The organism is Flagellimonas sp., assembly GCF_965233845.1.
Taxonomy (GTDB): domain Bacteria; phylum Bacteroidota; class Bacteroidia; order Flavobacteriales; family Flavobacteriaceae; genus Flagellimonas.
Map to the genome: position 1 here is coordinate 3,870,298 of NZ_OZ247584.1, position 25,093 is coordinate 3,895,390.

Consider the following 25,093-nt stretch of genomic DNA (forward strand, 5'->3'; position numbering starts at 1 on the left):
CTTATATTTGTGTTGTGAAAACGTCAGCCCTTTTGTTGGTTTTTCTGTACCTGATGGCAATGGTCCGTCCAATTGTTCCAGTGATGGACTATATCATCAACCAAGATTATATTTCTGAATTCCTCTGTATCAATCAAGAAAAACCTGAACTCCAATGTGGGGGCAAATGCTACTTGATGCAAATGCTGGAAGAACAGCAGGATGGTAAAAAAGAAAATCTCCCGAAGATTGCGATGGAGGAATACCCTATTGGATTTGTTGAACTTTACTGTTCTAGGAAAAAAGTAATTCCCCAAAGAGAACATGGATATGACTTTGGTTATACCAATCTCTACAAGTTGGTCAATGGTCAAAATATCTTCCATCCCCCCAGGCGTATCTGCTAAACTTTTACCGTTCATTTGACCTTTCAATTCTGGAAGTCATCTTATCACACAATACATAAATTTTAAATCATCATAATGAAATACATAATGATGGTTGTCCTGTTCTGTTTGGGTTTTGTGGCACATGCACAAAACAGCATACAGGGTAGGGTGACCAACGAAAAGGGCGAACCCATCGCGTTTGCCAATATTGCCATATTGAATTCTTCCATTGGAACCGCAACCGATGACAATGGGGAATTTGAATTGGATCTTCCATCGACGGATGCCATACTTCGTATAACGACTTTGGGATACGCTGCGGAGAACGTACAAATAGGTGGCCGATGGGATTTGAACATTACCTTGTCCAGCACTAACGAAAAGTTGGGCGATGTCACCGTATTTGGACGTAAACGTGAGGAAACTTTGCTGACCACGGCCATTGCGATAAGCTCATTGGACAGTAGAACCGTAGAGAATACAAGAACTTGGGACTTGGGAGGACTGACCGCCATAGTGCCCAATTATCTATATCAAGAATCCGGGGTTGCTTTTCAGGCCATCCAGACCATTCGTGGTATACAGGTATTCAGTGAAAATCCTGCGGTGGCAACTTATGTTGATGATGTCAACCAATTGGACATACTTGCCAATGGGTTTGCACTCACGGACATTGAGCGGATTGAAGTGCTAAGGGGTCCGCAAGGCACCCTCTTCGGCAGAAATGCCATGGGAGGGGTCATTAATATTATCACCAAACAACCTACCAACAGGACCGAGGGGTTTGTCGAGGCAGGTTTCGGAAATCTGAGCCTCCAGCGACATGCACTGGCCCTGCGAACGCCATTGGTAAAGGACAGATTGTTTTTTGGTTTTTCAAGCCTGTTTCAGAAAAGGGACGGATATTGGGAGAATGATGACTCATTGGCTTTTGTGCCAGATGCGTCCTTGAACGGTGAAACGGTCGGGGATTTCCAAAACCTATATGGTAACCTGAGTTTAAAATGGATGGCCTCACCAAAGTTCAGTCTAGCCCTCAACGTAAAGGGACAGCAGGACAGGTCGGATGCCTCAGGTTTCTTTGTATCGCAGCCCAATGAAGAAATTGCTTTTGAAACGCCCGACCGTATTTACCTGAGCCGATTGGCTAGCCATGAGCGAAATATTGTGAACACCGCCTTGGTCGGAAAGTATTTTACCGATAAACATACCTATACTTCAGTAACAACGTACCAGAATATTTCCCTTGCTTTTGAGGATGTGGACTTCCCTGGGTTCTTCCATTCCTTTGTGGATAATGAAATCGGGGAGAAATTGCCCCCACAAGAAGTCTGGAGCCAAGAACTGCGATTGAATTCCAATACTTTGGATTCAAAATGGCAGTACACTGCCGGGTTGTTTGGGTTTATACAAAATGCCTTTGAACCTTCCACCAATTTGGCCCAGGAACTGACCGATGCAGAGGCAGATGCCTTTGGTTTTCCGAGAGGTTCAAATATCATTTTTAGGAATGAGGGAAACAACAGTGGTATTGCTGCCTTTGGTGAATTCTCTTTGGACTTGACCCAGCAACTTGAATTCACAGGTGGACTACGTTATGATTATGAAAAACGAAAAGCCACATTCAATGGTTTTGGAGACTTGAATTTTTTGAATGGCGAATTGATAGAGACCAATTCTGATAACACGGAGGAGGGCGACTATTCAGCGGTATCACCAAAAGCCGCGCTTTCCTTTTCACCAAATTCAACCATGAACCTTTATGGTAGTTATACCCGGGGATTTAGAGCGGGTGGCATCAATGCCCAAAGACTTCCAGATGGCATTGACCAGACTTTTGACCCGGAATTTTCCAACAATTATGAAGTGGGGTACAAATTGAACACCACCGATAACCGTTTCAGGTTAGGAGCTTCCTTGTTTTGGATAGATTGGACGGATATCCAATTCTTCAATCTAGTGGCACCGTTTAGCTTTGCACGCGAAAATGTCGGGGATGCAAGATCTATGGGGCTTGAACTGGAAGCCACGGCAATACCTGTAAAGGGCCTGCAACTGGACGCTAGTTTTGGATACACGGACACTGAATACAAAGATTTTGAACTGGTACGTCAGGATTTCACTACCGGAGAGGAAATCAGAACGGACATCAGTGGTAATTCATTGGCCAATACTCCAGAATACACCCTTTTTCTTGGTGCACAATATGGAACCAGCCTAACTGATGAACTTCAAAGCACATTTAGGTTGGAATTGAGAAGTATCGGAAGCTATTTCACGGATATCCAAAACACCTTGGAGCAGCCATCATATAGCCTTCTAAATGCAAGGGTAAGTCTTGATTACAGGGATTTTATTTTAGCAGTTTGGGGACAGAACCTAACCGATGAGACCTATCTGGCCTTTGGAAATCCGGATACCAGCTTTGGAAGCCGAAATGTGCGTACAACTGCACCATTGACCTTTGGAGCGTCACTAACTTATAAATTTTAATCATGAAAAGAATACTATCAATAGCAATTATATTGGTCCTGTTGGCCTGTAAAAATGAGAGAACAGAAAAACAAGTTGTAAAGGAAGTTCAAGAAGAGGAAGAAGTCGTTAAAGCTGAGAGAAATCTAAAACCTGACGGCACTCCCTATTCTGATAAAGAGTTGGATGGGATGAGCCATGATGAATCGATGATGGTTTTGTACGAAGCCCCAAAAGATACCATCCAGACCATTGGAATTTTATTATATGATGGCTTCTTTACAATGGATGCGATGGGGCCATTGTCAGTACTCAACAGCATGTACCCCACCGAAAAAAGACTTATTGGCCGAAAAAGAGGGACCATAACCAGTAGCGATAAGGTGAAAATTGAAGTTGATTATGGCATCGACGATATTGAACAATTGGATATGCTCGTTATACCGGGAGGTTTCGTGGAGACTTACCAAGCTACGAAGGATGAAGAGTTGTTGGCCTGGATTCGTAAGATAGACAAGAAGAGCAAGTACACAGTGAGTGTTTGCACGGGAGCTTGGATTCTAGGAGCTGCCGGAGTTTTGGATGGTAAAGAGGCTACCACCCACTGGTATCGGGCTGAGGAAAACTTGGCTAAATATGGGGCCACATTTGTAAAAAAGAGGTACACTAATGACGGTAAATATTGGACAAGCGCTGGGGTATCAGCGGGGATTGATATGAGCCTTGCACTGGTCGACCAGATTCTGGGAAGAAACTATGCAGAATTCATTGCATTGAACCTGGAATATGACCCGCAACCACCCTTTGAAAGTGGTCATCCAGATAAAGCGGACAGAGTAGTGAGCGTAATGATGGAGAAGATGTTCGATGAAGGTTTGAAGCCATATAAAGACAAGGAATGAACTAGATAAGCCCGTTCTGCGGAGCGGGCTTTAAATCTTTTGCCTCAACTCGAAGGCTCTTAAAAGGGCCGATTTAAAGGACAAAATTCTGAATTGAATATGTGCTAAAGGTGTATGTCCCATATTTGGTCTTTTTTAGTAGTGCTGTTAATTGACCTTTAATGGGATACTTATGATATAATTTTCTGGTGGAAGACTCTCCGGTTAGAATTTACAAAGCTGCAATTAAGAAGCCTCCTTATTATAAAAATTGAAGAGTAGTGAAAAATTACTTACAATTTACCTTTAACAAGTTCCTCATGATATTTGTCCATCAATCTTTTGTTCAGTGTCAATAAGGGTACATTCTTTACAAAGAAATCTCCATCATCAGTCACCAGCGTAAAGCTATTTTCTTGACACATCTTATAGTAACAATAATCGTTGAAATCCAATTTCGGATAGTTGACGGCCTCAGTCAAATCTGCCTCTTTTAGCGTATAGTTTGAGAACTCTAGAGAGTCTGCCCTGGCTTCAATTTCATCACAAACAATCTGGTACTGGTTCTTGAAATGTTCGGTGGGGCGATATTTCGTTTTGAACTCATTGGGCAGCACCTTGGTATTTTCCTCTTTCTCGTACATCCGTAAGGCAACGGTTTTGAAATAGGTGTTGGTTACCTCTGAAATGGAAAGGGCGCTCACCGCAATCTTCGCAGAGGGAGAGCTATTAACTTTATCAAAGAACGAGATGTACTTGTTCTTCCTATTATTATCCTTAGAGAACTTGGGGGCTAAAATATCCAACCATATCATGGTATCAAAAAAAAATACTCCCTTGATGGGAGTAGTCTTGTCTATTCTTTTGATATCATAATCCATAACAGTTAACAGAGCTCATGGGCATCGTTTACCGCCTGATTGTAGACATCCGGATTTTTTGCATTGGCAAGAACACTGTCAATTTTTTTCAGAATAATATCTTTTGTTTCCGCCTTGTCAATAAAATCTTCTTGGAACAATCCATCAATAAAAAGCTTACCAATGCTGGCGTTTAAAAAAGCAGTGGAAACCCTGTTGATACCATCAAAAGAAAGGATATAAGCCTTTCCCTTGAGGTTCAAAAGAACATAGTCATACAGCTTCAGCCCATCGGAATGACTGATAGCATTTGACTGTTTGATAACCTCGGAAATGACCAATTTCATAGCTGCGATTTAGTCGGTTGATTGTTGTTTGTCTTACGATGATTCATTTTAAAGGTAGTAAAAATTTTGCACCTTCAGGAACCATGTTCCACCATCATAACGCCAAATTTGGGCGCAAAAGTATTTCAAACACCATAGAAAACCAAATTAATGGTGGTTCCTATGTGAAACGCGTTCATTGTTTTACAAGTATCAATTTTTATACCATTTTTGAATCCACATGCTTTATAAGCGTTGCCTGAAACAATTTCAAGACTGCCATTATTTTCTTCCATACTGGAGCGTAGTTCACAGAGGCCCAAGCCGCCAGGGGCATCAGTTTTGGTGGTGTTTCCTTCGACTAGAGCCCAGTCTATTGCCTTTGCATAAGTGTCGATTACCTCTACTTGAGCCTGGATGGGTTTAAGGAACCCGATACCGAGATCGACAATGGTAAATTTCAATATTCGCTTCGTAGGGTAATATTGACCGCATAAAAATATGGGATAATCCGCCTTAGCGTGGATTTCGTAATTGGTGAAAACCTCGATTAAGGATTGGATAATAGTCTCTTTGGATGCCTCATTCAAAGATAAATTCGGAAAATCGATGAAATCATTCTCGATGTATTTTACAAAATCATCATTATCCTTAGTATAAAATTCCTTGAGACGTATTGAGGTACCGGTATTCAATAAATGTGATACATCTGATTCAAATAGCCCATTTCCAAAAAGTACTCGAAATTGCTGCGTGGATTCGTCTAGATCGGCAACCAATTCCAAATTATTTTCTTTTTCCAACTTACGGACAATTGCTTGGAGTAGTGCAGCCATATTTGCATCAATCCAAGTTAAATCCCGAAAGCATACTGTAATTGAAGTATCAAAGTATTCCCTACACTGATTAAATAAAGCAATCAGTTTCTGATGCCCATAATGGGTGGTTGAAATGGAACCTCTAAGTTTAAACCTTAAATCTGTTTCTGTCATAACGGTCAAACCTTTGAGGTTAATAACCATTTAATCTGGTGGGCAAAGATAATCGATTTCCAGATTTTAACTTTATTTAGGAAAATTTTCGGAAAACTATATGTGGGCGGTTCTGGTATGAATAAAGGTCTTGAACATCTAGTGAATCTCCCGGAGAACAGTTTAAACCCTCAAAGTTATGTGGCCAATACCCTGGGCTATTTCTTAACATCGAATTTTATGCCCCCTTTTGTGCCCCCTTTAAAAAAACAAATCCTTCTAAATCAATGACTTAGAAGGATTTTACGTGGTCCCACCTGGGCTCGAACCAGGGACCCCCTGATTATGAGTCAGGTGCTCTAACCAACTGAGCTATAGGACCCGCAAATTGCGGATGCAATATTACTACTTATTTTTCTTCGTCGCAAGGTTTTAAACCGCTACTCTTCCTTTATCTCCTGACAAAGTTCTACCAAAACTCCATTGGTTCCCTTGGGGTGCAAAAACGCAACCAGCTTGTTGTCGGCCCCTTTTTTGGGTGTTTCGTTCAATATTTTAAAACCTTCTTTCTTTAACCGTTTTAGTTCCGATTCAATGTCTTCCACGGCAAAGGCTATATGGTGAATACCTTCGCCTTTCCTATCCAAAAATTTAGCAATGGGACTGTCCAAGGTAGTGGCTTCCAACAGTTCCACTTTATTGGGTCCCGATTGAAAAAAGGAAGTCCTTACCCCTTCCGAAGCAACTTCTTCCATCTTATAAGGTTCAACGCCCAACAGTTTTGCAAACAATTTGTTTGACTCCCCAATATTTTTAACGGCTATCCCAATATGTTCTATTTTATCCATATTTCTTGCTTTTTTGAATCGTTTGCAGGTATTTCTCTCCAAAATTAAGCACTGTCTTCTTATGATATCATGAGGTTCGTCATTTATTCCGTTATTTTGCAGTATGGAAACACAGCGGCAGAAGAAAATTGCGGGGATCATTCAAAAGGATATTGCGGATATCCTTCAACGGGCCGCAACAGATGGTGGTTTAAAAGGAACATTGATTTCGGTTTCCAAGGTCTACGTGACCACGGATCTTTCCATTGCCAAGGTCTACCTCAGTATATTCCCCAATGATAAGGCCAACGAATTGTTGGATGGGGTCAAGTCCAATCAGCCCCTGATCAAGCACGAGTTGGCACAGCGGACCAAAAATCAATTGCGCCGTGTTCCGGAACTTAGTTTCTATCATGATGATTCCTTGGAATACATCGATCAAATTGAAAAGTCATTAAAGGGAGAAGAAAACCCCATTGAGAACAGGGACTTGCTTGCCAAACGAAAGAAATCCTGATTTTGAACTTTCCATTTTATATCGCAAAGCGCTATTTACGGTCAAAAAGCAGTCAAAATGCGGTAAACATTATCAATTTCATCACTTTTTTGGTGATTGTTATTGGGTCTGCGGCTCTATTTATTGTGCTTTCGGCTTTTGCTGGGCTAAAAACCTTTAGTCTTTCCTTTACCAATACATTTGATCCCGATCTTAAGGCACTTCCCGCCTATGGAAAGCACTTTTCCATTGACCCAGAGGAAGAAAACAAGCTACAACAAGTACAGGGTCTGGCCAACTACTCCAAGGAACTGGAGGAACGGGTCTATCTCACGTTTAGGGACAAAAGCCATTTTGCCTACATCAAAGGCATTGATGGAAATTACAGATCTGTGACTGGCGTGGACAGCACGCTGTATTTTGGTAATTGGGGAATTACAGAATACAATTGTGTGGTGGGAATTGGTATTTATAATCTACTTAACGTTCCTTTGGATAATTACCAAACTCCTTTGACCGCCTTGGTGCCCAAACCAGGAAAGGGTTCTATTTCTCAACAAAGCTTCAGCTCCAAGCCTTATAATGAATTGCCGTTGGTTGTGAGCGGTGTGTATGCGGTTGAGGAAAATCTGGATAAAAAATATGTGTTTGCCCAGCTGCCCCTTGTGCAGTCTTTTTTGGAAAAGGACAGCACGCAAATCTCCGGAATCAACTTTAAATTGGACGGGCAACTTCCCTTGGAAGACGTACGAAGTGAGCTCAAGACCATTTTCGGCAATAAGGTGTTGGTGCTCAATAGACAGGAGCAGAACAGTACGCTTTATCGCATGCTCAATACCGAAAATCTTGCAACCTATTTGATTTTTACGCTGGTCCTGATCATTGCTTTGTTCAATGTGGTTGGGGCCATCATAATGATGATATTGGACAAACAACAAAACTCGAAAACCCTTTTTAGCCTTGGCGCCACCATTAAAGAGCTGCGCTCCATTTATTTTACCCAAGGTCTTCTGGTTACCACATTGGGCGGACTTATCGGGGTGCTAATTGGGTCACTTTTGATCGGGTCACAACTCGCATTCGGTTGGTTAAAGATTACACCTTCCCTTGCCTATCCTGTGGAATATAATTTGATGAATGTGGTGGTGGTGCTAAGCACCATTGTAGTGCTTGGGTTTATTTCCTCCAAAATAGCCAGTAGTAGGATTAGCAAACGTTTGATTGCTTCCTAAACAAACTGAAAATCTACGAATTTTTCCAAAACCTCATCGAATGCGGCAAAAACATCTGAGGAATCATCACTGGTCACCATTTTCATGCGGTACTCCTTAAAGTGGGGAATACCTTTGAAGTAATTGGTATAATGTCTTCGGGTTTCAAAAACCCCTAACTTTTCACCTTTCCAATCAATGGCCATTTGTAGATGCCTTCGAGCAGCTTCCACACGTTCTTCCATGGTAGGCGGTGCTAAATGTGTTCCTGTCTTAAAGTAGTGCTTCACCTCCTTAAAGAACCATGGGTTGCCAATGCTTGCCCTACCAATCATGGCTCCGTCCAAGCCAAATTCATCCCGCATTCTCACGGCCGCCTCCGGAGTGTCCACATCCCCATTTCCGAATACTGGGATATGCATTCTGGAGTTATTCTTTACTTCTGCAATTGGGGCCCAATTGGCGTCGCCCTTGTACATCTGCACCCGGGTTCGACCGTGAATGGCAATAGCCTGAATTCCCACGTCTTGTAATCGTTCCGCGACTTCCACAATCTTGATGGAATCCGAATCCCATCCCAATCGGGTTTTAACCGTAACAGGCAAATGGGTCCGCTTTACCATTTCCTCGGTTAGTTTTACCATCAACGGAATGTCCTTAAGAATTCCGGCACCAGCATTTTTGGACACCACCTTCTTCACGGGGCATCCAAAATTAATGTCGATTATGTCCGGCTTGGATTTTTCAACAATATCAACAGCCTTTAGCATGGAATCCAGTTCAGCACCAAATATCTGGATTCCCACAGGCCGTTCCTTTTCGTAAATATCCAGCTTGATCACACTTTTGGCCGCATCCCTAATAAGTCCTTCCGAGGAGATGAATTCTGTGTAGACCACATCCGCACCTTGTTCTTTGCACAAGGCCCTAAAGGGGGGGTCACTAACGTCCTCCATAGGAGCAAGCAGCAACGGGAAATCAGGGAGTTCTATGTTTCCAATCTTAGGCAAATCCTTCTTTTTTAGGATTGCAAAAATACAAAATACAGGAAAATCAGTAAGTTAGTTGGCCTCCAATCGGTCTCGTTCTTTTTTCTCGATGGCCCGCTCGTTATCCTGTAGCCTAAAGTTTCCGAAATTATAGGTAAACCCAAACCGGATAAACTGGGCCTCCGGCCTGCGTCTGTAAAAATTATCCTGATTAAGGTATCTTGAGGTGTATGTGGGGAGGTATTGCTCCAGTAAGTCTTCCGCCGCCACTGAAATACTTGCCCGATTGTTCCAGAGGGATTTACGCAATCCCAGGGTCAGATTTAACTGCTCGTCTGAGATATACGAACCAAACAAAAATTGCGATATATAAGTCATTGTAAGTTCTCCGGTAAAGGTGCCGTCCTTTGATAGGGTAAGGTAATTGGCCAAATAGCCATAAATCCCATCCACTTCGTTGGTATATTCCTGATTGTTGCTTTCCACTGCCAGAAACGTCTCCTCTTCATGAAAAAAGGAAGTGTACGCATACATAAACCAAAATGGGGTTATCCCCTTGCTGACCGTGAAATCCAAACCATAGGATTTACTGGCCAACATGTTTTGTTTTAACTCCACCAAGGTTTGCTCATCATTGTCCTGAAATACCAAATATCCAATATTGCGTCCGTTGTCTCTATAATAAATATCAACAAAGAACTCGCTATTCAAGGAGTAATTGAAGTTGAAATTATTGCTGAAACTTGGCCTTAAGCCGGGATTGCCCTCCTCAAAATCATTTTCGTTGAAAAAGACTCTAAAGGGGTTTAGGTCATTGTATTTGGGTCTGTCCACATTTCTTCCATAGTCAAACGCAAAGCTATGTTTATCTGATGGAGAGTATAGAATGTAAACGGAAGGAAAGGGCTCAAAAAAATCCACGGTATTGGTCTCATCAAGGGTTTGTGATGTTCCATTGGCTTCGGTTAGTTCCCCTCTAAGACCTAATTTCATGGACCATTTATCCCAGCTTTTAACCCAACTCAAATAACCTGCATAAACCTTTTCATCATAGGAAAACACATCGGACAATGATGGGCTTACGGTATTGTCCGATCCAATAAAATTCTGAAAGTCCACCCTGCTTTCGGAAGTAATGGAGGACATCTTAAGCCCTGTTTCAAATGAGCTGGTTCCCAAAGGCGTAGAGAAATCCGCCTGTCCAGTAAAGATTTGTATGTCCTGCTTAGAATCCGTGTCAAAGGTGAAATTCCTTATAAACATAGCATTGTCGTCAAAATAATTGGAGTTCAGATTTTGAAAGGATTCCCCATTATAGTTGGTAAAATGTCCATTAAAAGTGACTCTGGCACCTGGTTTCTTCAGTTTATGGATGTATGAAAGGTCAAAGGCCAAGTTGGAATTGTCCAAATCGGCAATATTCCTGGTGACAAAAGTAGAATCCAACTGCTGCTGTCCATCCCTAATTTCCGCATTTAAGTCTATTTCCCTTTCCTGTCCAAAATTAAAGGCCAAATTGGAGGTGAGATTAAGGCTGTTTCTTTCATCAAAATCGTAGTCCAGTATAAAGCTGGCATTCTGTGCTTGGGAGGACAACGTTTCATTGTATAAGGTGGTCCATCTCGAAAAAATCGAATTGGTGTCACCCATATAATTGGTTCCCTTTCTTGTTTTCCGCAATTCCTTTTTCGGGCTTATGGAATAGTTGGCAAACAGGTTAAGTTTGTCCGTCTTGAAATAGTGGCTCATCCCTGCTGCAAATTTTGGGAAGGAGGCCTGGGTATAGCTCCCGTTGATACTGCCTTTATATCCTGGCGTAATGTTTTTGGAGGTAACGATGTTCAATATGGGCCCGCCTTCAGCATCGTAACGCGCCGGAGGGTTGGCAATTACTTCCACCGATTTTATGTTGTTCCCGGAAAAGCCTTCCAACAATTCCTTTACTTCTTGACCAGAGAGGTGCACTTTTCGGTCATTCAGATAAACAGTGGCACTTTGCCCTTTTATCTGTAGGTCTTCCTGATTTACAATAACTCCTGGAGTGCTTCTCAATATGTCCCAAGAACTTCCCTGTGAAACAATAGTGTTCTCAACAGAAAAGACCAGTCTGTCTGGCAATCTTTGCAGCGTTGGACGCTTTGCGGTCACTACAACCTCATCCAGGGTATTAGTTTCCAGAGGAATAATCAAGGCTCCCAATGAAACGTTGCCGGCAATATCCAATGCCCTTGGTTCGGAGCCTCTGCCCACATAACTGGCCTGTAATAAATATAGATCAGGTTCAACCTCGTTTAAAGAAAAATAACCCACCTCATCTGCTGATGTTCCCATAACAAAAGTGGAATCAACTGCTTGTAACAAAAGGATGTTGGCATATGGAATTAAATTATTTTCTTGATCTACAACCTTTCCGCTAATCTGGTAAGTCTGTGCATGCAAGTGCGTGCAGGGGAAAAACGCCAATAAAAAAATAAAGGCAAGGTGTCTCATTTAGTCTTGGGGTTGGATATCAAATCTAAGAAAATATTTTAGAGCCATGTACGTCGTCATTGCGTCATATTTGCAAAAAACCAGTAGTCGGGCAGCTAAAAGAGCTATATTTGCAGTTGCTTTAAAGCCTTAGATTTTACAGGCAGTTATTGATATGGAGAGGATTAGGAATTTTTGCATCATTGCACATATAGACCATGGTAAAAGTACCTTGGCAGACCGGTTATTGGACTTTACAGGCTCTGTTACCGATCGGGAAAAACAGGATCAGCTGTTGGACAATATGGATCTGGAGCGGGAGCGTGGTATAACCATCAAAAGCCATGCTATACAAATGGAATACGTCCACGAGGGAGAAACTTATATCCTCAATCTTATAGACACCCCTGGACACGTGGATTTCTCGTATGAGGTTTCGCGATCCATTGCAGCCTGCGAAGGCGCCCTTTTGGTGGTGGACGCGGCCCAAAGTATCCAAGCGCAAACCATATCAAACTTATACTTGGCCCTGGAAAACGATTTGGAAATCATTCCCGTGCTCAATAAAGTAGATTTGCCCAGCGCAAACCCAGAAGAAGTTACGGATGATATTGTTGACCTTTTGGGATGCGCCCCAGAGGAAGTGATTCCTGCCAGTGCCAAAACCGGCATTGGAATAGAAAATATTCTCACGGCCATCATAGAGCGGGTTCCAGCTCCCAAAGGAAACCCAAATGAATCCCTACAGGCCTTGGTGTTTGATTCTGTTTACAATCCCTTTCGAGGTGTGGAAACCTATTTTAGGGTCATCAATGGAGAAATTAGGAAAGGGCAGAAAATCAAGTTTGTGGCCACCAACAAGGACTATTTCGCTGACGAAATTGGCACCCTAAAATTAAATCAGGTTCCCAAGCCCGTTATTTCCTCTGGAGATGTGGGGTATCTCATTACGGGAATCAAAGATGCGCGGGAGGTTAAAGTTGGGGATACCATAACGGATGCCAACAAACCAACCCAAAACGCCATTGAAGGTTTTGAAGATGTGAAGCCCATGGTTTTCGCTGGAATTTATCCTGTGGACACCGAAGATTTTGAGGAGCTTCGCTCCTCCATGGAAAAATTACAATTGAACGATGCCTCCCTGGTGTTTACTCCTGAAAGTAGTGCCGCGCTTGGTTTTGGCTTTAGATGTGGATTTTTGGGCATGTTGCACATGGAGATTATCCAGGAGCGATTGGAGCGTGAGTTCAACATGACGGTTATTACTACGGTTCCCAACGTAAGTTATCATGCTTACACCACCAAGGACAAGGAAACCGCACTTATCGTAAATAATCCTTCGGATTTACCCGATCCTTCAACGGTGGATCGTGTTGAGGAACCTTATATAAAGGCCACCATCATCACCAAGTCCGATTTTGTGGGCAACGTGATGTCTTTGTGTATTGAAAAGCGGGGTCAAATCACCAATCAAACTTATTTGACCACAGAGCGGGTGGAGCTTACTTTTGATATGCCCTTGGCCGAAATCGTTTTTGATTTTTATGACCGATTGAAAACCGTTTCAAAAGGCTATGCCTCTTTCGACTATACCCCAATAGGAATGCGAACCTCCAAATTGGTCCGAGTGGATATCTTGTTGAATGCACAGCCTGTTGATGCCTTATCCGCATTGGTTCATTTTGACAACGCCCATAGTATTGGTAAGAAGATGTGCGAAAAATTAAAGGAGCTTATCCCAAGGCAACAGTTTGATATTCCTATCCAAGCGGCCATTGGATCCAAAATCATTTCTAGGGAAACCATAAAAGCGCTTCGGAAAGATGTTACCGCCAAATGTTACGGGGGTGATATTTCCAGAAAGCGTAAACTCTTGGAAAAACAGAAAAAGGGGAAAAAACGCATGCGCCAAGTAGGGAATGTGGAGATTCCGCAACAAGCTTTTATGGCAGTCCTAAAACTGAACGACTAGGTTTAGCTTTCAAAATCTGGAATACCCTTGCATCCTTCGGCGACAAATTCCCTCGGGCTCATGCCTTCAAGCTCTTCAGCATTGATGGTCTTTACCTCTACATCTTTATATAATAAGGTATAGGTTCCATCCATTTTACTGCATATTTCGAGCTTGAACCCCAATTGATCTGCACAAGAAAAGCACACCGAAGAAGTGGTGACTTCAGGCTCGGCCAGTCTGTCTTTCAATAATTCCTCTGCGTCCACGGAACAGCCAACAAACAAAATGGCCATTATACCTGTAGAAAGTACTGTTTTTTTCATCTCTATAAGATTTAGGTTAAACTAAATTAAAGGTGAGGCAATGTAGCGGCCTAACAGCACTTTTTTAAGCCCTCAATTGACGAATGGGCGTTTTCAATTGACGGATGAGTGGATTTTTGCTAAAAATGTGGTTTTGAAAGGACTCCCGTGATTGGGATTTTAGTCAGCAACGATGGTTTTTCCCATGTACACCAGCTTGTAGCCATTCCCGTTTGGAGAAAAGTCCTTGCTGTTTGCGGGGATAACGTCTATGACCCCGGTTGGGGCTTTTGTGAAAACAGGGATGATCTCGCTATCCTTTTGGGCCAGATCGATCAGATCATCATAATGTTGTTTGTCCTTCAGGTCAATTTCTTGAATGGCCGGGTATTTCCGCACAACCTCAATCAATTTTATGAAGTCGTCCGTATGGGAGAACAGCCCCTCTTTTGGGTTATTGTCAGGATCGTTCATCTCATCTGAGTTTACCAATCTAAACGCCCCGTTTTCGCCAAATTGCCGTTGGAATTTTTCAATCGCAAATTCATTAATGTCCGAGTTTCCGGTTAAGGCCAGCAAAAATCCCATGTCGTTCAGTTCAATATTGTCCGCCAGCGAGTCCGAAAAAATATCCGCTGTCATAGCTTCAAGTCCCAAACGTTGCGCTTTTTCAATATTGGACTGGTTGTTATCTATTAGTACCACATGCCGATTGTTCTTTTTGAGATAGTTGCCAATGAGACGGGATACCTTGGAAGCGCCTATGATCAACACTCCTTCGGATTTCTTTAAAAAGACCCCCACAATTTTGGCCACAAAACGGGCTGTGGTCGCATTCAACAGTACGGTTCCCAACACTATCATGAACACCAAAGGTGTAATGTACTCAGCCCCTGGTTCCCCTTTGCTCAACAGCTTGGAGCCAAATAACGAAGCAATTCCCGCCGCAACAATACCCCTAGGGCCAACCCAACCAATAAAAAGCTTTTCATTGAGTTTCAAATCGGAACCCATGGAACTAAGAAAAACACCCAATGGCCGTATCACAAAAACAACCACGGCAAACAAAATGGCCGTATTCCAATTGAAAATTAGTTCCAGGTCACTAATATTAATGTTGGCCGCCAAAAGGATAAATAAGATGGAAATCAACAAAACACTTAGCGATTCCTTAAAATAAAGAAGCTCCTTCAAATTGGGCAAATTCATATTCCCCATGACCATTCCCATGACCACAACGGCCAGTAATCCCGATTCATGGGCAAACAAATCCGATTCCACGTAGACCAGCAGTACCACAGAAAGCGATACCACATTCAGCAGGTAATGGGGCACCAGATTTCTTTTGATTACAAACCCCAGGGCATGGGCAAAAGTGAAACCAAAGGTGGTTCCGAACAGCAGGATTTTACCAAACTCGATCAATGCCGTTTTGGTAAATGCCTGACCTTCACCCACACTAATAAACTCAAAGACCAATACCGCCACTAAGGCCCCAATGGGGTCTATTAGAATGCCCTCCCACTTAAGCACAGCGGAAACGTCCTTTTTTAATGGGATATTTCTTAGAATTGGTGTTATTACCGTTGGTCCGGTGACTATAATCAATGCAGAAAACAGGAATGAAATTTGCCAGGTAAGCCCAAAGATGTAATGCGCAGCTACTCCAGCTCCAAAAAAGGTTACTACGGTTCCCACAGTAATTAATTTTGTGATTACCGGTCCCACATTCTTTATTTCTGCCCGTTTAAGGGTAAGTCCTCCCTCAAACAGAATGATGCTGATGGCCAAGGACACAAAATAGTAAAGGCCCTCCCCAGGAAAAAGTCCCTTTTTCCCATTCCAAATAGGCTCTATTAGTTTGCCCCCATCCTCCGTGTACAAAGTGGCAATAGGGCCTACCAAAAGTCCGATCAGAATCAACGGTAAAATAGCGGGAAGTTTAAAGCGCCATGCCACCCATTGTGCAATGATTCCCAAAATTATGATGCCCGCAAGCTCTACCATGAGTTAGTTTTCTTGAAATTTAACGTTTTTCTTTTAGAATTTTGTCAAACTTATGACATTGGGTACTTCTTTCTTCATATTGTGATATTTTGAAGCCCCATTCCTAAAAAAGAACGATTGTTGAGTGTTCAGGAAACCAAGGAGTTGATCTATTTTGGAGAGTAGCTGACCAAACTTTTGAGGCAGTCCGGACCTATTTGATTTTTGTTAAAATAGGGCCAATAAACCTATGTTTTTTAACTATTTAAGGTCTGCTTTTCTTATTTTGCACGCCATTTGCTTTTCTGAATGACTATTTATCCCGTTGAGACCGGAAATTTTAAATTGGATGGGGGGGCCATGTTTGGAGTGGTGCCCAAATCCATTTGGAGCAAAACCAACCCGGCAGACAACAACAATATGATCGATTTGGCCGCACGTTGTCTTCTCATTGAAGATGGCAACAGGCTCATTTTGGTCGACAATGGCTTGGGAAACAAGCAATCTGAAAAATTCTTCAGTTACTATTATCGTTGGGGAAACCACAGTTTGGATGCTTCATTGGAAGCATTGGGGTTTCATAGGGATGATGTCACAGACGTTTTTTTGACCCACCTCCATTTTGACCATTGTGGGGGAAGTATCCAATGGAATACCGATAGAACGGGGTATGAGCCCGCTTTTAAAAATGCACGATTTTGGTCCAACAAAGAGCATTGGGAATGGGCTACCCATCCAAATGCTAGGGAAAAAGCCTCTTTTCTAAAAGAAAACCTTTTGCCCATGGAAGAAAGTGGCCAACTTCATTTTGTGGACCGGAAAGAAGGTGCATTTCAAGAGACGTCTGAGTTGGGGTTCGGCATTCTTTTTGCAGATGGACATACGGAAAAACAAATGTTGCCCCATGTTACCTATAAGGGTAAAACCTTGGTTTTTGTTGCAGATTTGATTCCAACAGTTGGGCATATTCCCTTACCTTACGTTATGGGTTATGATACTAGGCCCCTGCTAACCTTAAAGGAAAAGGCTAATTTTTTGAATACGGTTGCAGAAAACAATTACCTCCTCTTTTTTGAGCACGATGCGCACAACCAATTGTGCTCCCTCAAAAAAACGGAAAAAGGTGTGCGCCTGGATCAATTGTTTTCCTTTGATGAAGTATTCAATTCACAATAAAGTTTTACATTTCAATTAAAATCATCTATATGAATCGCAGTTATTTCAATCTTTCTTTCTCCATGGTTTCCGCTTCCATTTTCCTAATGGGGTGTGGTGCCACTACCCTTGTTTCAACACCTGTTGAAAATATAGATACCATTCCTCTTAAGGTATCGGAATTGTTAGAATATCAGAAAAAAACCTGGGGTCATGCAGACCTCATTGCGGACACCATTCCTGGCATGAGCGTGGACAAGGCCTACCGGGAAATCATCAAGAACAAAAACGGGAAAACCGTTATTGTGGCCGTAGTTGATTCGGGAATCGATATTGAACACGAAGATTTGGACGGGGTGCTGTGGACCAACAAAGGCGAGCGACCCAATAATGGCAGGGACGATGACGGAAACGGCTATATAGATGACATCCATGGCTATAATTTCCTGGGCGAGGCCTATAACGAACAATTGGAGTATGTACGTATGCTCCGGGTAGGTGTTGGGGATGCCTCTGCAAGGGCCAAGGCTCGCTTAAAACTGGACGAAGCTTATCCAAAAGCATTGCAGAACAAACAACAATACGAGCAGATTTTCCAAGTGGTTAAGGGTGCCGATGAGGCAGTGAAAAAAGAATTGGGTAAAAGTTCTTACACCAAAAAAGAGTTGTTGTCCATTGAGCCTAAAACAGAGGAAATGCAGCAGCATGTTGCCGTACTTACCCAAATGTTCTCCTATGGTGAGAGTATTCCCAGTGTAATGGAAGAACTCAACGAGGGCATTACCTATTTCACGGATCAGGTCAACTACAACCTCAACAAGGATTTTGACGGAAGACAGACCGTTGGGGACAATCCTTATGACTTTAGTGACAAAAAGTACGGGAACGGAAACCCGAAAAACAGGGTGGATACAGAAAGCCACGGAACCCATGTGGCCGGAATTATAGCTGCGGAACGTAACAACGGAAAAGGGGTGAACGGAGTTGCCAAAAATGTGAAAATCATGAGTGTGCGCGCTGTACCCAACGGCGATGAATATGACAAGGATATCGCCTTGGCCATTCGATACGCTGTGGACAATGGTGCCAAAATAATCAACTGTAGTTTTGGAAAATCCTTTTCTCCCAATGCACAATGGGTGTACGACGCCATAAAATATGCTGCTTCAAAAGATGTTTTAATTGTGCATGCTGCAGGAAACGATGGCAATGACTTGGACAATCCAGAAAATCCAAACTACCCCAACGATCATATGTTCGGAGCAATGGAAATTGCCAACAATGTAATCACGGTTGGGGCATTGACCAGCAGTTATGGTTCCAAAATGGTGGCAACTTTCTCCAATTATGGTAGCCAAAATGTGGATGTTTTTGCTCCTGGAGATGCCATTTATTCCACCTTGCCGAACAACAAATATGATTTCATGGGAGGCACTTCCATGGCCGCCCCAGCTGTTGCGGGCGTAGCGGCATTGGTACGATCATACTACCCACAGTTGTCAGCGGTACAAGTAAAACAGATTATTATCCAATCAGGATTGGGTACCAAAGCTTCCGTAATTGTTTCGGGAGATCCGGCCAACGCCTCAACTTTTGATAAGATTTCCAAATCAGGGAAAATGGTGAATGCCTATAACGCCTTATTGCTGGCAGAAAGCATCACCAAAGGAAAAGCAACCCTTAGCAACAACACCAAATAATATGAAAAAGGCCTGGTTTTTCTTTTCAATTGCTTTTGCCGCTGTGTTTTCACTGCCTGCGCAGAACACTTCATATTGGCAGCAGCACGTGGATTATACCATGGATGTTGAAATGGATGTAAAGACATTTCAATATACGGGTACGCAAAAACTAATTTATACCAACAACTCTCCCGATGCATTGAATCGGGTGTACTACCATTTGTTTTTTAATGCCTTTCAGCCTGGTAGCCAGATGGATGCCCGCTTGCAAAGCATTAAAGATCCGGATGGCAGGATGATGGAAAATGGGAAAAGCAGGATTGCTTCCCTATCTGAATCTGAAATGGGTTATTTGCATGTAGAAACCCTTACCCAAGATGGTCAAGCCGTTTCCTTTAAGGAAGAAGGAACCATTTTGGTGGTGGACTTGGCACAGCCCATTCCCTCGGGTGGTAAAACTACCTTGGATATGGCGTTTAACGGACAAGTGCCCGCCCAGATCAGACGGTCGGGCAGAAACAACTCTGAAGGGGTGGCCCTTTCCATGAGCCAGTGGTATCCCAAATTATCCGAATACGATTTTGAAGGCTGGCACGCCAACCCCTACATCGCCAGAGAGTTTCATGGGGTTTGGGGAGATTTTGATGTAAAATTGACGTTGGACAAAGACTATGTCGTTGGAGGCTCCGGTTATCTTCAAAACCCGCAAGAGGTGGGACATGGATATGAGGCCCCCGGCACCAAGGTAAAGACCAAGGGCAAAACCTTGACATGGCATTTTAAGGCGCCAAAGGTCCATGATTTTATGTGGGGAGCGGACCCTGAGTACATTCATGATACCTTGCAAATGGAGGATGGACCCACCCTTCATTTCTATTACAAAAACAATCCGGAAATCATAGAAAACTGGAAAAATCTACAGCCCAAAACGGCTGATGCCATGCGTTTCTTTAACAAGAATGTTGGCACATATCCCTATGACCAATACTCGGTGGTTCAAGGCGGGGATGGCGGAATGGAGTATGCTATGAGTACTTTAATCACAGGTAACCGTTCATTCGGAAGTTTGGTCGGTGTGATGGTGCATGAAATGGCACATTCCTGGTTTCAACATGCGCTGGCCACCAACGAATCCAAGCATGAGTGGATGGATGAGGGTTTTACTACTTTCATCAGCAGCCTGTGTATGAATGAGATCATGGAACAGGGCAAGGAAAATCCGTTTGAGGGTTCTTATAAAGGATACTACGCGCTCGTCAATTCAGGTCTGGAAAAACCGCAGTCCACCCATGCCGATCGCTATAGCACCAACTTTGCCTATGGTATTGCAGCCTATAGCAAAGGTTCCATTTTCCTTTCCCAACTGGGATACGTAATTGGACAGGATAAGCTCATGGAATCGGTGCGGAAGTACTATGAAGATTTTAAGTTCAAACATCCTGTTCCCAATGATATTAAGCGCACAGCGGAAAAAATCTCTGGAATGGAGCTCGACTGGTATTTGGTGGATTGGACCCAAACAACCAACACCATTGACTATGCGATTAAAAGCGTTGAGGCTTCTGGAAACCAGACCAAAGTAACCTTGGAAAGAATTGGGGATATGCCTATGCCCATTGATTTGTTGGTGGCCAATACGGATGGCTCCCAAGAAACTTATTACATACCTCTTCAAATGATGAGAGGTGAAAAGGATAATCCCTATCCCAACCTAAAAAGAACGGTGGCAAAAGATTGGACTTGGGCGCATCCCACCTATGAGTTGATCATAGACAAGCCCTTGGGCGATATCCAGGCTTTGGTCATTGATCCATCACAGCTCATGGCCGATGTAAATGGGGAAAACAACGTTTGGCAACCTTAAGACCAGAGCGGCCTTCGTTTTAGGGCGAAGTTCCTTCTTGGCGAGATAATTAAGTAGCACTAAAATGGCCTCCTTCAGCAAAAAAGAAAAACTCAAGAGCAAAAAGCTGATTGAGCAACTTTTTGTTGAGGGAAAAAGTGTAAAGGCCTTTCCAATAAGGTTGCTCTATACCAAATGCGAATTCGATGATGTTCAGTTCAAGGCTGGTGTTACGGCTCCAAAGAAAAAGTTTAAAAATGCCGTTGATCGGAATCGGGTAAAGCGCCTTCTCCGTGAATCTTATCGCTTGAACAAGCACCTTCTTTTTAACAATGTAGAGGGAAACTTTGCGTTTCTATTTTTATACCTTGGTAATACGATGCCTAACGCCAAGGAGGTGGACAAAGCCATGACTAAGCTTTTGGAAGCATTTATAAAAAAAGAATCCCATGAAAAATCTGATCAATAAAAGAATTTGGGTTCCAGTTGTAGCACTCACCATTTTGGTTGCCTCTTCCGGATTTAAAAGCGATTTCTTTGAGATAGCGAAACAAATCGAAATCTTTACTACGCTTTTCAAGGAACTCAACATGAATTATGTGGATGAGACAAATCCTGCAGAATTGATGGATTCTGCCATTAAGAACATGTTGGAAGAATTGGACCCCTATACCCGTTTTCTGAATGAACAGGATGTGGAGGCCTATAAAATCAACAACGCTGGCGAATATTCAGGTATTGGGGCCTTGGTCAGATCCTATGAGAGCAAATTGCTCATTGTTGAACCTTACAAAGGGTATCCTGCTGACAAAGCTGGATTGAAGGCCGGGGATGAAATCATAAAGATTGGAGATATTACGGTTGCCGATTTTGACGATAACGCCAGCGAATTACTCAAAGGGGCCAACAACACCTCCGTAGATGTCACCTTTGTAAGACAAGGAGAAACCAAGACCGCCACCCTAAACCGCGAAGGAGTGGAAGTGGATGCGGTTCCGTTTTATGACATGATCGACGAAAAAACAGGCTACATCGTTCTTTCCCGTTTCAATAGAAAGGCTTCCAGCCAAACCAAATCTGCACTACAGGATTTAAAGGGCAAAGGCGCAGAGCGGCTGATTCTCGATTTAAGGGGAAATCCTGGAGGACTTCTTACAGAAGCCATCAATGTGACCAATTTATTCGTTCCCAAAGGAGAGCTGATCGTAACCACAAAATCCAAGGTCAAAAAATTCAATCAAGAGTACAAGACCAAAAATCAGCCCGAAGATTTGGATATCCCGCTCGTGGTGTTGGTGGACGGTAGAAGTGCCTCAGCTAGTGAAATTGTTTCCGGGGGATTGCAGGATCTGGACCGAGCTGTGGTCATGGGCGCCCGAAGTTTTGGAAAAGGCCTGGTGCAACGCCCGCTCAAGCTTACGTACAGTACCCAACTTAAGGTAACCATTTCACGATATTATACCCCATCCGGTAGGTGTATCCAGTCCTTGGACTATTGGAACAGGGATGAAGAAGGTAATGCCGTCAGGAACACCCAATTTAAGGAGTTTACCACAAGAAATGGCCGTAAGGTACAGGACGGTGGAGGGGTAATGCCCGATGTGGAAATCGCATCCATAAAAACCAACAGCCTTATTGATGCATTACAGCAAAACAACATCATCTTTGATTTTGCCACGGATTTCTATTTTGACCACTCCTTTGACACGGTGGGTGATTTCACTTTTAAGGATTCCGATTTTGGGGCATTTAAAAAATATGCGCAAACACAGGATTTTTCGTTCCAAACAGAAACAGAAGCGTTATTGGAACAAACCATGAACTCCGAGGATCACTTGTTGGGTTCCAATGTCCAAGAAAAGTACAAGGATTTGTTATTGGCCATCAACAACGGTAAAATTTCCGCTTTGGATACCTATCAAAGGGAAATCAAGAAAAATCTTGAAGACGAAATCATCAAACGATATTTCTATAGGGAAGGTCTTTATCAATATTACCTGAAGCATGACGATGCCATTCTCAGTGCCACCGCCTTGCTCGGAGATGCTTCCAAATACAATGGCATTCTTCGGTAGGTCATGAAATGGTATAGTTCATGCCTATTTCTAATACTGATTTTCAACATTCCCTTATTTAGCCAACAACACTATGAAAAAGGGGAAATACACGATTCAATCCCGGTCAGTGGAGCCCAAAAAGAGACCTTTGCGCTCTATTTACCCCAGAATTTTTCCAGCCAGGAACTGAGCTCCATTGTTTTTATTTTCGATCCTGCCGCCAGGGGAGCGGCCGGCATTCAACCTTTTATTCCCGCTTCTGAAAAGTATGGTCATATCCTCATCTGCTCCAACAACTCCAGAAACGCCCCATACGAAAGAAACTTTGCCCTGGCCAACAACTTGTTCAACCATGTTTTTTCCCATTTTAATATTAAAGAAGATGAGATGTATGCTTCCGGTTTTTCTGGGGGTTCGCGTTTGGCAAGTGCCATCGCATCCCTGACCAATAAGTTTGCCGGAGTCATAGGTTGTGGGGCAGGGTTTTCAGGAATCAAGGAGCATATGCCGGCAGCCCACGACTATGCTTATGTGGGTCTCTGCGGAAACAGGGACATGAACTATAAGGAGATGGTAGAGAACAAAGGCTTCCTAAACCTCATCAATTTCAACAGCACCCTAATTACTTTTGATGAGGAGCATCGATGGCCACCACAAGAACAAATCCTGCGCGCCTTTGATTGGTTAAATCTTCAAAAGCTCAAAAAGAAAAAGCCCATCCCAACAGACAAATTACGGGCTCAATATGTAAAAGACTATGAGCTGGTAAAGCAGTTCAGAGCGGAAGAACGGCTTTTGTTTGAAGCAGAACAACTGGAACGCATCATCAAAGATTACAAAGGAATTTGGGACATCGACAGTATAGAAACCCAATACACACGCCTTCTGAAATCCAAGCCGCTCAAAAGGAAATTGGAACAGCTGGGAAAAACGTTGGAACAGGAACGAAAATGGGTGATGGCTTGGGACAAACAACTACGCGAGGACTTTGCACAACCGCAAAAAGTGAATTGGGAATGGTGGAAAAAAGAACTGGGAAAACTGGACAAACTCAAGGATAAGGAAAATGAAGAAGTTCAAAATATGGCCTATCGCATCCGGTTTGATCTGTTTGTTCGATTGTACTCAAGGAAAAACGAGTTGATTCATGCACAATCCAGTGCCCAGTCTACATTTATTGATGAGTTTATTGACCTGTTAAAACCCTATTAGGTGTCTTGGCATGGTTTTGGTGCCCGAAGAATAAACCAAAAACCATGAAAACGCTATTTTCCTTTCCAATATTTCTGCTTTGCACACACTTGATGCACAGTCAAAAAGTTTTTGCTGTGGATCGAGACTACAAAGCAGATATAAAAGTCTTTGTTGCCAATCGCGATTATAAGGCAGATCTGTTGGTTTATAAAGTTAACAGGGATTATAAAGCACAAGACAACAGGGGGTTATGGTTTTTCACTGATGCAGATTATAAAGCTGATAAAAAAGTCTATTTCGTGGATGCCGATTATAAGGCTGACCTGATCATTTATGTAGTGGACTCGGATTATAAGGCCAAATGGAGAGACGCATCCCTACAGCATTGGATGTGGTAGTGTAAACTGGCTTCAAATTCCCTATCTTGGAAGTGTCCTTCTTAATTAACGCCTAGGTGAATCCCGTTGAGCATCTTTTAAATCATTTTAGAGCCTCCGTTACCATTTCTTTGGAAGAGGCACGTCTTATAAAACAGCAGAGTAAGGTTATTGAACTTGGAAGAAAAGAGGTTTTACTTTTTGCAGGAGATACTTCCAAACACATGAGGTTTATATCAAAAGGGTGTATGCGGGCCTACTATATGGATTCCGAGGCTAAAGAACATGTAGTCCAATTTGGAATAGAGGGTTGGTGGATCAATGACTTATACAGTTACCTTACCCAAACCCCGGCCAAGCAATTTGTTCAGGCACTTGAGCCCAGCACCGTGGTTCAAATATCAAAAATAGCCCTTGACCAGTTGTTTCATGATGTCCCTTCCCTTGAGCGTTTTTTTCGGTTGAAGTTTGAAAAGGCTTATGTGGCTTTTCAAGAGCGAACCATGGATAACATGAGCAAAACGGCAGAGCAGCGATATCAGGAATTCCGTTCTAAGTACCGCGCCATAGAACAACGAATCCCTCAATACATGGTTGCCTCTTACCTAGGGATTACCCCCGAATTTTTAAGCTCATTGCGAAAAAATTCTCCTTAATCCCTCTTTCTTAAGAT

Annotated in this window: 22 protein-coding genes and 1 tRNA gene; 13 read left to right on the forward strand and 10 right to left on the reverse strand. The window is 42.8% G+C overall.

Annotated features, from left to right (window positions below):
* Positions 1-23 precede the first annotated feature (23 nt).
* A complete protein-coding gene (locus ACO6S0_RS17265) occupies positions 24-401 on the reverse strand; it encodes a hypothetical protein (protein WP_422349534.1) in 378 nt (125 codons plus the stop codon).
* Positions 402-461: 60 nt separating this feature from the next.
* Here ACO6S0_RS17265 and ACO6S0_RS17270 point away from each other — a divergent pair, with 60 nt between their 5' ends.
* On the forward strand, positions 462-2,861 hold the full coding sequence (locus ACO6S0_RS17270) for a TonB-dependent receptor (protein ID WP_422349535.1): 2,400 nt from the start codon (positions 462-464) through the stop codon (positions 2,859-2,861).
* Positions 2,862-2,863: 2 nt separating this feature from the next.
* Entirely contained in the window at positions 2,864-3,742 is an 879-nt protein-coding gene (locus ACO6S0_RS17275; RefSeq protein ID WP_422349536.1) for a DJ-1/PfpI family protein, read from the forward strand.
* A gap of 272 nt (positions 3,743-4,014) precedes the next feature.
* Here ACO6S0_RS17275 and ACO6S0_RS17280 read toward each other — a convergent pair whose 3' ends face one another.
* From ACO6S0_RS17280 to mce, 5 genes are all read right to left on the reverse strand, one after another.
* Positions 4,015-4,602 carry a hypothetical protein gene (locus tag ACO6S0_RS17280; RefSeq protein WP_422349537.1) on the reverse strand — a complete coding sequence of 196 codons (588 nt, stop codon included), beginning with the start codon at positions 4,600-4,602 and terminating at the stop codon, positions 4,015-4,017.
* A 5-nt stretch (positions 4,603-4,607) separates the two neighbouring features.
* Positions 4,608-4,928 carry an STAS-like domain-containing protein gene (locus ACO6S0_RS17285; protein WP_422349538.1) on the reverse strand — a complete coding sequence of 107 codons (321 nt, stop codon included), beginning with the start codon at positions 4,926-4,928 and terminating at the stop codon, positions 4,608-4,610.
* 125 nt (positions 4,929-5,053) lie between these two features.
* Entirely contained in the window at positions 5,054-5,899 is an 846-nt protein-coding gene (locus tag ACO6S0_RS17290) for a hypothetical protein (RefSeq protein ID WP_422349539.1), read from the reverse strand.
* A gap of 287 nt (positions 5,900-6,186) precedes the next feature.
* Positions 6,187-6,260, reverse strand: a tRNA-Ile gene (locus tag ACO6S0_RS17295).
* Positions 6,261-6,318: 58 nt separating this feature from the next.
* Positions 6,319-6,726 carry a methylmalonyl-CoA epimerase gene (gene mce / locus ACO6S0_RS17300; protein ID WP_422349540.1) on the reverse strand — a complete coding sequence of 136 codons (408 nt, stop codon included), beginning with the start codon at positions 6,724-6,726 and terminating at the stop codon, positions 6,319-6,321.
* Between the two features lie 103 nt (positions 6,727-6,829).
* Here mce and rbfA point away from each other — a divergent pair, with 103 nt between their 5' ends.
* Both rbfA and ACO6S0_RS17310 read left to right on the forward strand, forming a co-directional pair.
* Positions 6,830-7,222 carry a 30S ribosome-binding factor RbfA gene (rbfA, locus tag ACO6S0_RS17305; RefSeq protein WP_420401368.1) on the forward strand — a complete coding sequence of 131 codons (393 nt, stop codon included), beginning with the start codon at positions 6,830-6,832 and terminating at the stop codon, positions 7,220-7,222.
* Positions 7,223-7,224: 2 nt separating this feature from the next.
* Complete coding sequence (locus tag ACO6S0_RS17310; RefSeq protein WP_422349541.1) at positions 7,225-8,433, forward strand: ABC transporter permease; 1,209 nt, start codon at positions 7,225-7,227, stop codon at positions 8,431-8,433.
* On the opposite strand, the gene dusB is transcribed toward ACO6S0_RS17310, so the two are convergent.
* Together dusB and ACO6S0_RS17320 are read right to left on the reverse strand one after the other, a co-directional pair.
* Positions 8,430-9,422, reverse strand: coding sequence for a tRNA dihydrouridine synthase DusB (gene dusB, locus ACO6S0_RS17315; protein WP_422349542.1), 993 nt, complete (start codon positions 9,420-9,422; stop codon positions 8,430-8,432). The two genes, ACO6S0_RS17310 and dusB, sit on opposite strands and share 4 nt — an antisense overlap.
* Before the next feature lie 51 nt (positions 9,423-9,473).
* Positions 9,474-11,891, reverse strand: coding sequence for an outer membrane beta-barrel protein (locus tag ACO6S0_RS17320; RefSeq protein WP_422349543.1), 2,418 nt, complete (start codon positions 11,889-11,891; stop codon positions 9,474-9,476).
* Positions 11,892-12,045: 154 nt separating this feature from the next.
* Between ACO6S0_RS17320 and lepA the strand changes: the two genes are divergently transcribed.
* Positions 12,046-13,842, forward strand: a complete 1,797-nt coding sequence (gene lepA, locus ACO6S0_RS17325) for a translation elongation factor 4 (RefSeq protein ID WP_422349544.1) — start codon at positions 12,046-12,048, stop codon at positions 13,840-13,842.
* A 2-nt stretch (positions 13,843-13,844) separates the two neighbouring features.
* On the opposite strand, the gene ACO6S0_RS17330 is transcribed toward lepA, so the two are convergent.
* The gene (locus ACO6S0_RS17330) at positions 13,845-14,147 is read right to left on the reverse strand and encodes a hypothetical protein (RefSeq protein WP_422349545.1); all 303 of its coding nucleotides are present in this window, start codon (positions 14,145-14,147) and stop codon (positions 13,845-13,847) included.
* Positions 14,148-14,306: 159 nt separating this feature from the next.
* Positions 14,307-16,133, reverse strand: coding sequence for a cation:proton antiporter (locus tag ACO6S0_RS17335; protein ID WP_422349546.1), 1,827 nt, complete (start codon positions 16,131-16,133; stop codon positions 14,307-14,309).
* A gap of 288 nt (positions 16,134-16,421) precedes the next feature.
* Here ACO6S0_RS17335 and ACO6S0_RS17340 point away from each other — a divergent pair, with 288 nt between their 5' ends.
* From ACO6S0_RS17340 to ACO6S0_RS17375, 8 genes are all read left to right on the forward strand, one after another.
* On the forward strand, positions 16,422-17,288 hold the full coding sequence (locus ACO6S0_RS17340; RefSeq protein WP_422349547.1) for an MBL fold metallo-hydrolase: 867 nt from the start codon (positions 16,422-16,424) through the stop codon (positions 17,286-17,288).
* Positions 17,289-17,317: 29 nt separating this feature from the next.
* Complete coding sequence (locus tag ACO6S0_RS17345; RefSeq protein WP_422349548.1) at positions 17,318-18,967, forward strand: S8 family peptidase; 1,650 nt, start codon at positions 17,318-17,320, stop codon at positions 18,965-18,967.
* Between the two features lies 1 nt (position 18,968).
* Complete coding sequence (locus tag ACO6S0_RS17350; protein WP_422349549.1) at positions 18,969-20,813, forward strand: M1 family metallopeptidase; 1,845 nt, start codon at positions 18,969-18,971, stop codon at positions 20,811-20,813.
* A gap of 64 nt (positions 20,814-20,877) precedes the next feature.
* Positions 20,878-21,261: a ribonuclease P protein component gene (gene rnpA / locus ACO6S0_RS17355; protein WP_422349550.1), complete on the forward strand. Its 384-nt coding sequence runs from the start codon at positions 20,878-20,880 to the stop codon at positions 21,259-21,261.
* Positions 21,242-22,867, forward strand: coding sequence for a S41 family peptidase (locus ACO6S0_RS17360; protein WP_422349551.1), 1,626 nt, complete (start codon positions 21,242-21,244; stop codon positions 22,865-22,867). The genes rnpA and ACO6S0_RS17360 overlap by 20 nt, the downstream gene beginning before the upstream one ends.
* 3 nt (positions 22,868-22,870) lie before the next feature.
* Positions 22,871-24,061, forward strand: coding sequence for a hypothetical protein (locus tag ACO6S0_RS17365; protein WP_422349552.1), 1,191 nt, complete (start codon positions 22,871-22,873; stop codon positions 24,059-24,061).
* Positions 24,062-24,105: 44 nt separating this feature from the next.
* The gene (locus tag ACO6S0_RS17370) at positions 24,106-24,441 is read left to right on the forward strand and encodes a DUF6150 family protein (protein WP_422349553.1); all 336 of its coding nucleotides are present in this window, start codon (positions 24,106-24,108) and stop codon (positions 24,439-24,441) included.
* Between the two features lie 56 nt (positions 24,442-24,497).
* On the forward strand, positions 24,498-25,076 hold the full coding sequence (locus ACO6S0_RS17375; protein ID WP_422349554.1) for a Crp/Fnr family transcriptional regulator: 579 nt from the start codon (positions 24,498-24,500) through the stop codon (positions 25,074-25,076).
* Positions 25,077-25,093: the final 17 nt, after the last annotated feature.

What these genes read in the sequence shown, in the direction of transcription:
- ACO6S0_RS17265 (WP_422349534.1), bottom strand. Translation starts at nt 401, where the DNA reads ATGAACGGTAAAAGTTTAGCAGATACGCCTGGGGGGATGGAAGATATT.
- ACO6S0_RS17270 (WP_422349535.1), top strand. Translation starts at nt 462, where the DNA reads ATGAAATACATAATGATGGTTGTCCTGTTCTGTTTGGGTTTTGTGGCA.
- ACO6S0_RS17275 (WP_422349536.1), top strand. Translation starts at nt 2,864, where the DNA reads ATGAAAAGAATACTATCAATAGCAATTATATTGGTCCTGTTGGCCTGT.
- ACO6S0_RS17280 (WP_422349537.1), bottom strand. Translation starts at nt 4,602, where the DNA reads ATGGATTATGATATCAAAAGAATAGACAAGACTACTCCCATCAAGGGA.
- ACO6S0_RS17285 (WP_422349538.1), bottom strand. Translation starts at nt 4,928, where the DNA reads ATGAAATTGGTCATTTCCGAGGTTATCAAACAGTCAAATGCTATCAGT.
- ACO6S0_RS17290 (WP_422349539.1), bottom strand. Translation starts at nt 5,899, where the DNA reads ATGACAGAAACAGATTTAAGGTTTAAACTTAGAGGTTCCATTTCAACC.
- mce (WP_422349540.1), bottom strand. Translation starts at nt 6,726, where the DNA reads ATGGATAAAATAGAACATATTGGGATAGCCGTTAAAAATATTGGGGAG.
- rbfA (WP_420401368.1), top strand. Translation starts at nt 6,830, where the DNA reads ATGGAAACACAGCGGCAGAAGAAAATTGCGGGGATCATTCAAAAGGAT.
- ACO6S0_RS17320 (WP_422349543.1), bottom strand. Translation starts at nt 11,891, where the DNA reads ATGAGACACCTTGCCTTTATTTTTTTATTGGCGTTTTTCCCCTGCACG.
- lepA (WP_422349544.1), top strand. Translation starts at nt 12,046, where the DNA reads ATGGAGAGGATTAGGAATTTTTGCATCATTGCACATATAGACCATGGT.
- ACO6S0_RS17330 (WP_422349545.1), bottom strand. Translation starts at nt 14,147, where the DNA reads ATGAAAAAAACAGTACTTTCTACAGGTATAATGGCCATTTTGTTTGTT.
- ACO6S0_RS17335 (WP_422349546.1), bottom strand. Translation starts at nt 16,133, where the DNA reads ATGGTAGAGCTTGCGGGCATCATAATTTTGGGAATCATTGCACAATGG.
- ACO6S0_RS17340 (WP_422349547.1), top strand. Translation starts at nt 16,422, where the DNA reads ATGACTATTTATCCCGTTGAGACCGGAAATTTTAAATTGGATGGGGGG.
- ACO6S0_RS17345 (WP_422349548.1), top strand. Translation starts at nt 17,318, where the DNA reads ATGAATCGCAGTTATTTCAATCTTTCTTTCTCCATGGTTTCCGCTTCC.
- ACO6S0_RS17350 (WP_422349549.1), top strand. Translation starts at nt 18,969, where the DNA reads ATGAAAAAGGCCTGGTTTTTCTTTTCAATTGCTTTTGCCGCTGTGTTT.
- rnpA (WP_422349550.1), top strand. Translation starts at nt 20,878, where the DNA reads ATGGCCTCCTTCAGCAAAAAAGAAAAACTCAAGAGCAAAAAGCTGATT.
- ACO6S0_RS17360 (WP_422349551.1), top strand. Translation starts at nt 21,242, where the DNA reads ATGAAAAATCTGATCAATAAAAGAATTTGGGTTCCAGTTGTAGCACTC.
- ACO6S0_RS17365 (WP_422349552.1), top strand. Translation starts at nt 22,871, where the DNA reads ATGAAATGGTATAGTTCATGCCTATTTCTAATACTGATTTTCAACATT.
- ACO6S0_RS17370 (WP_422349553.1), top strand. Translation starts at nt 24,106, where the DNA reads ATGAAAACGCTATTTTCCTTTCCAATATTTCTGCTTTGCACACACTTG.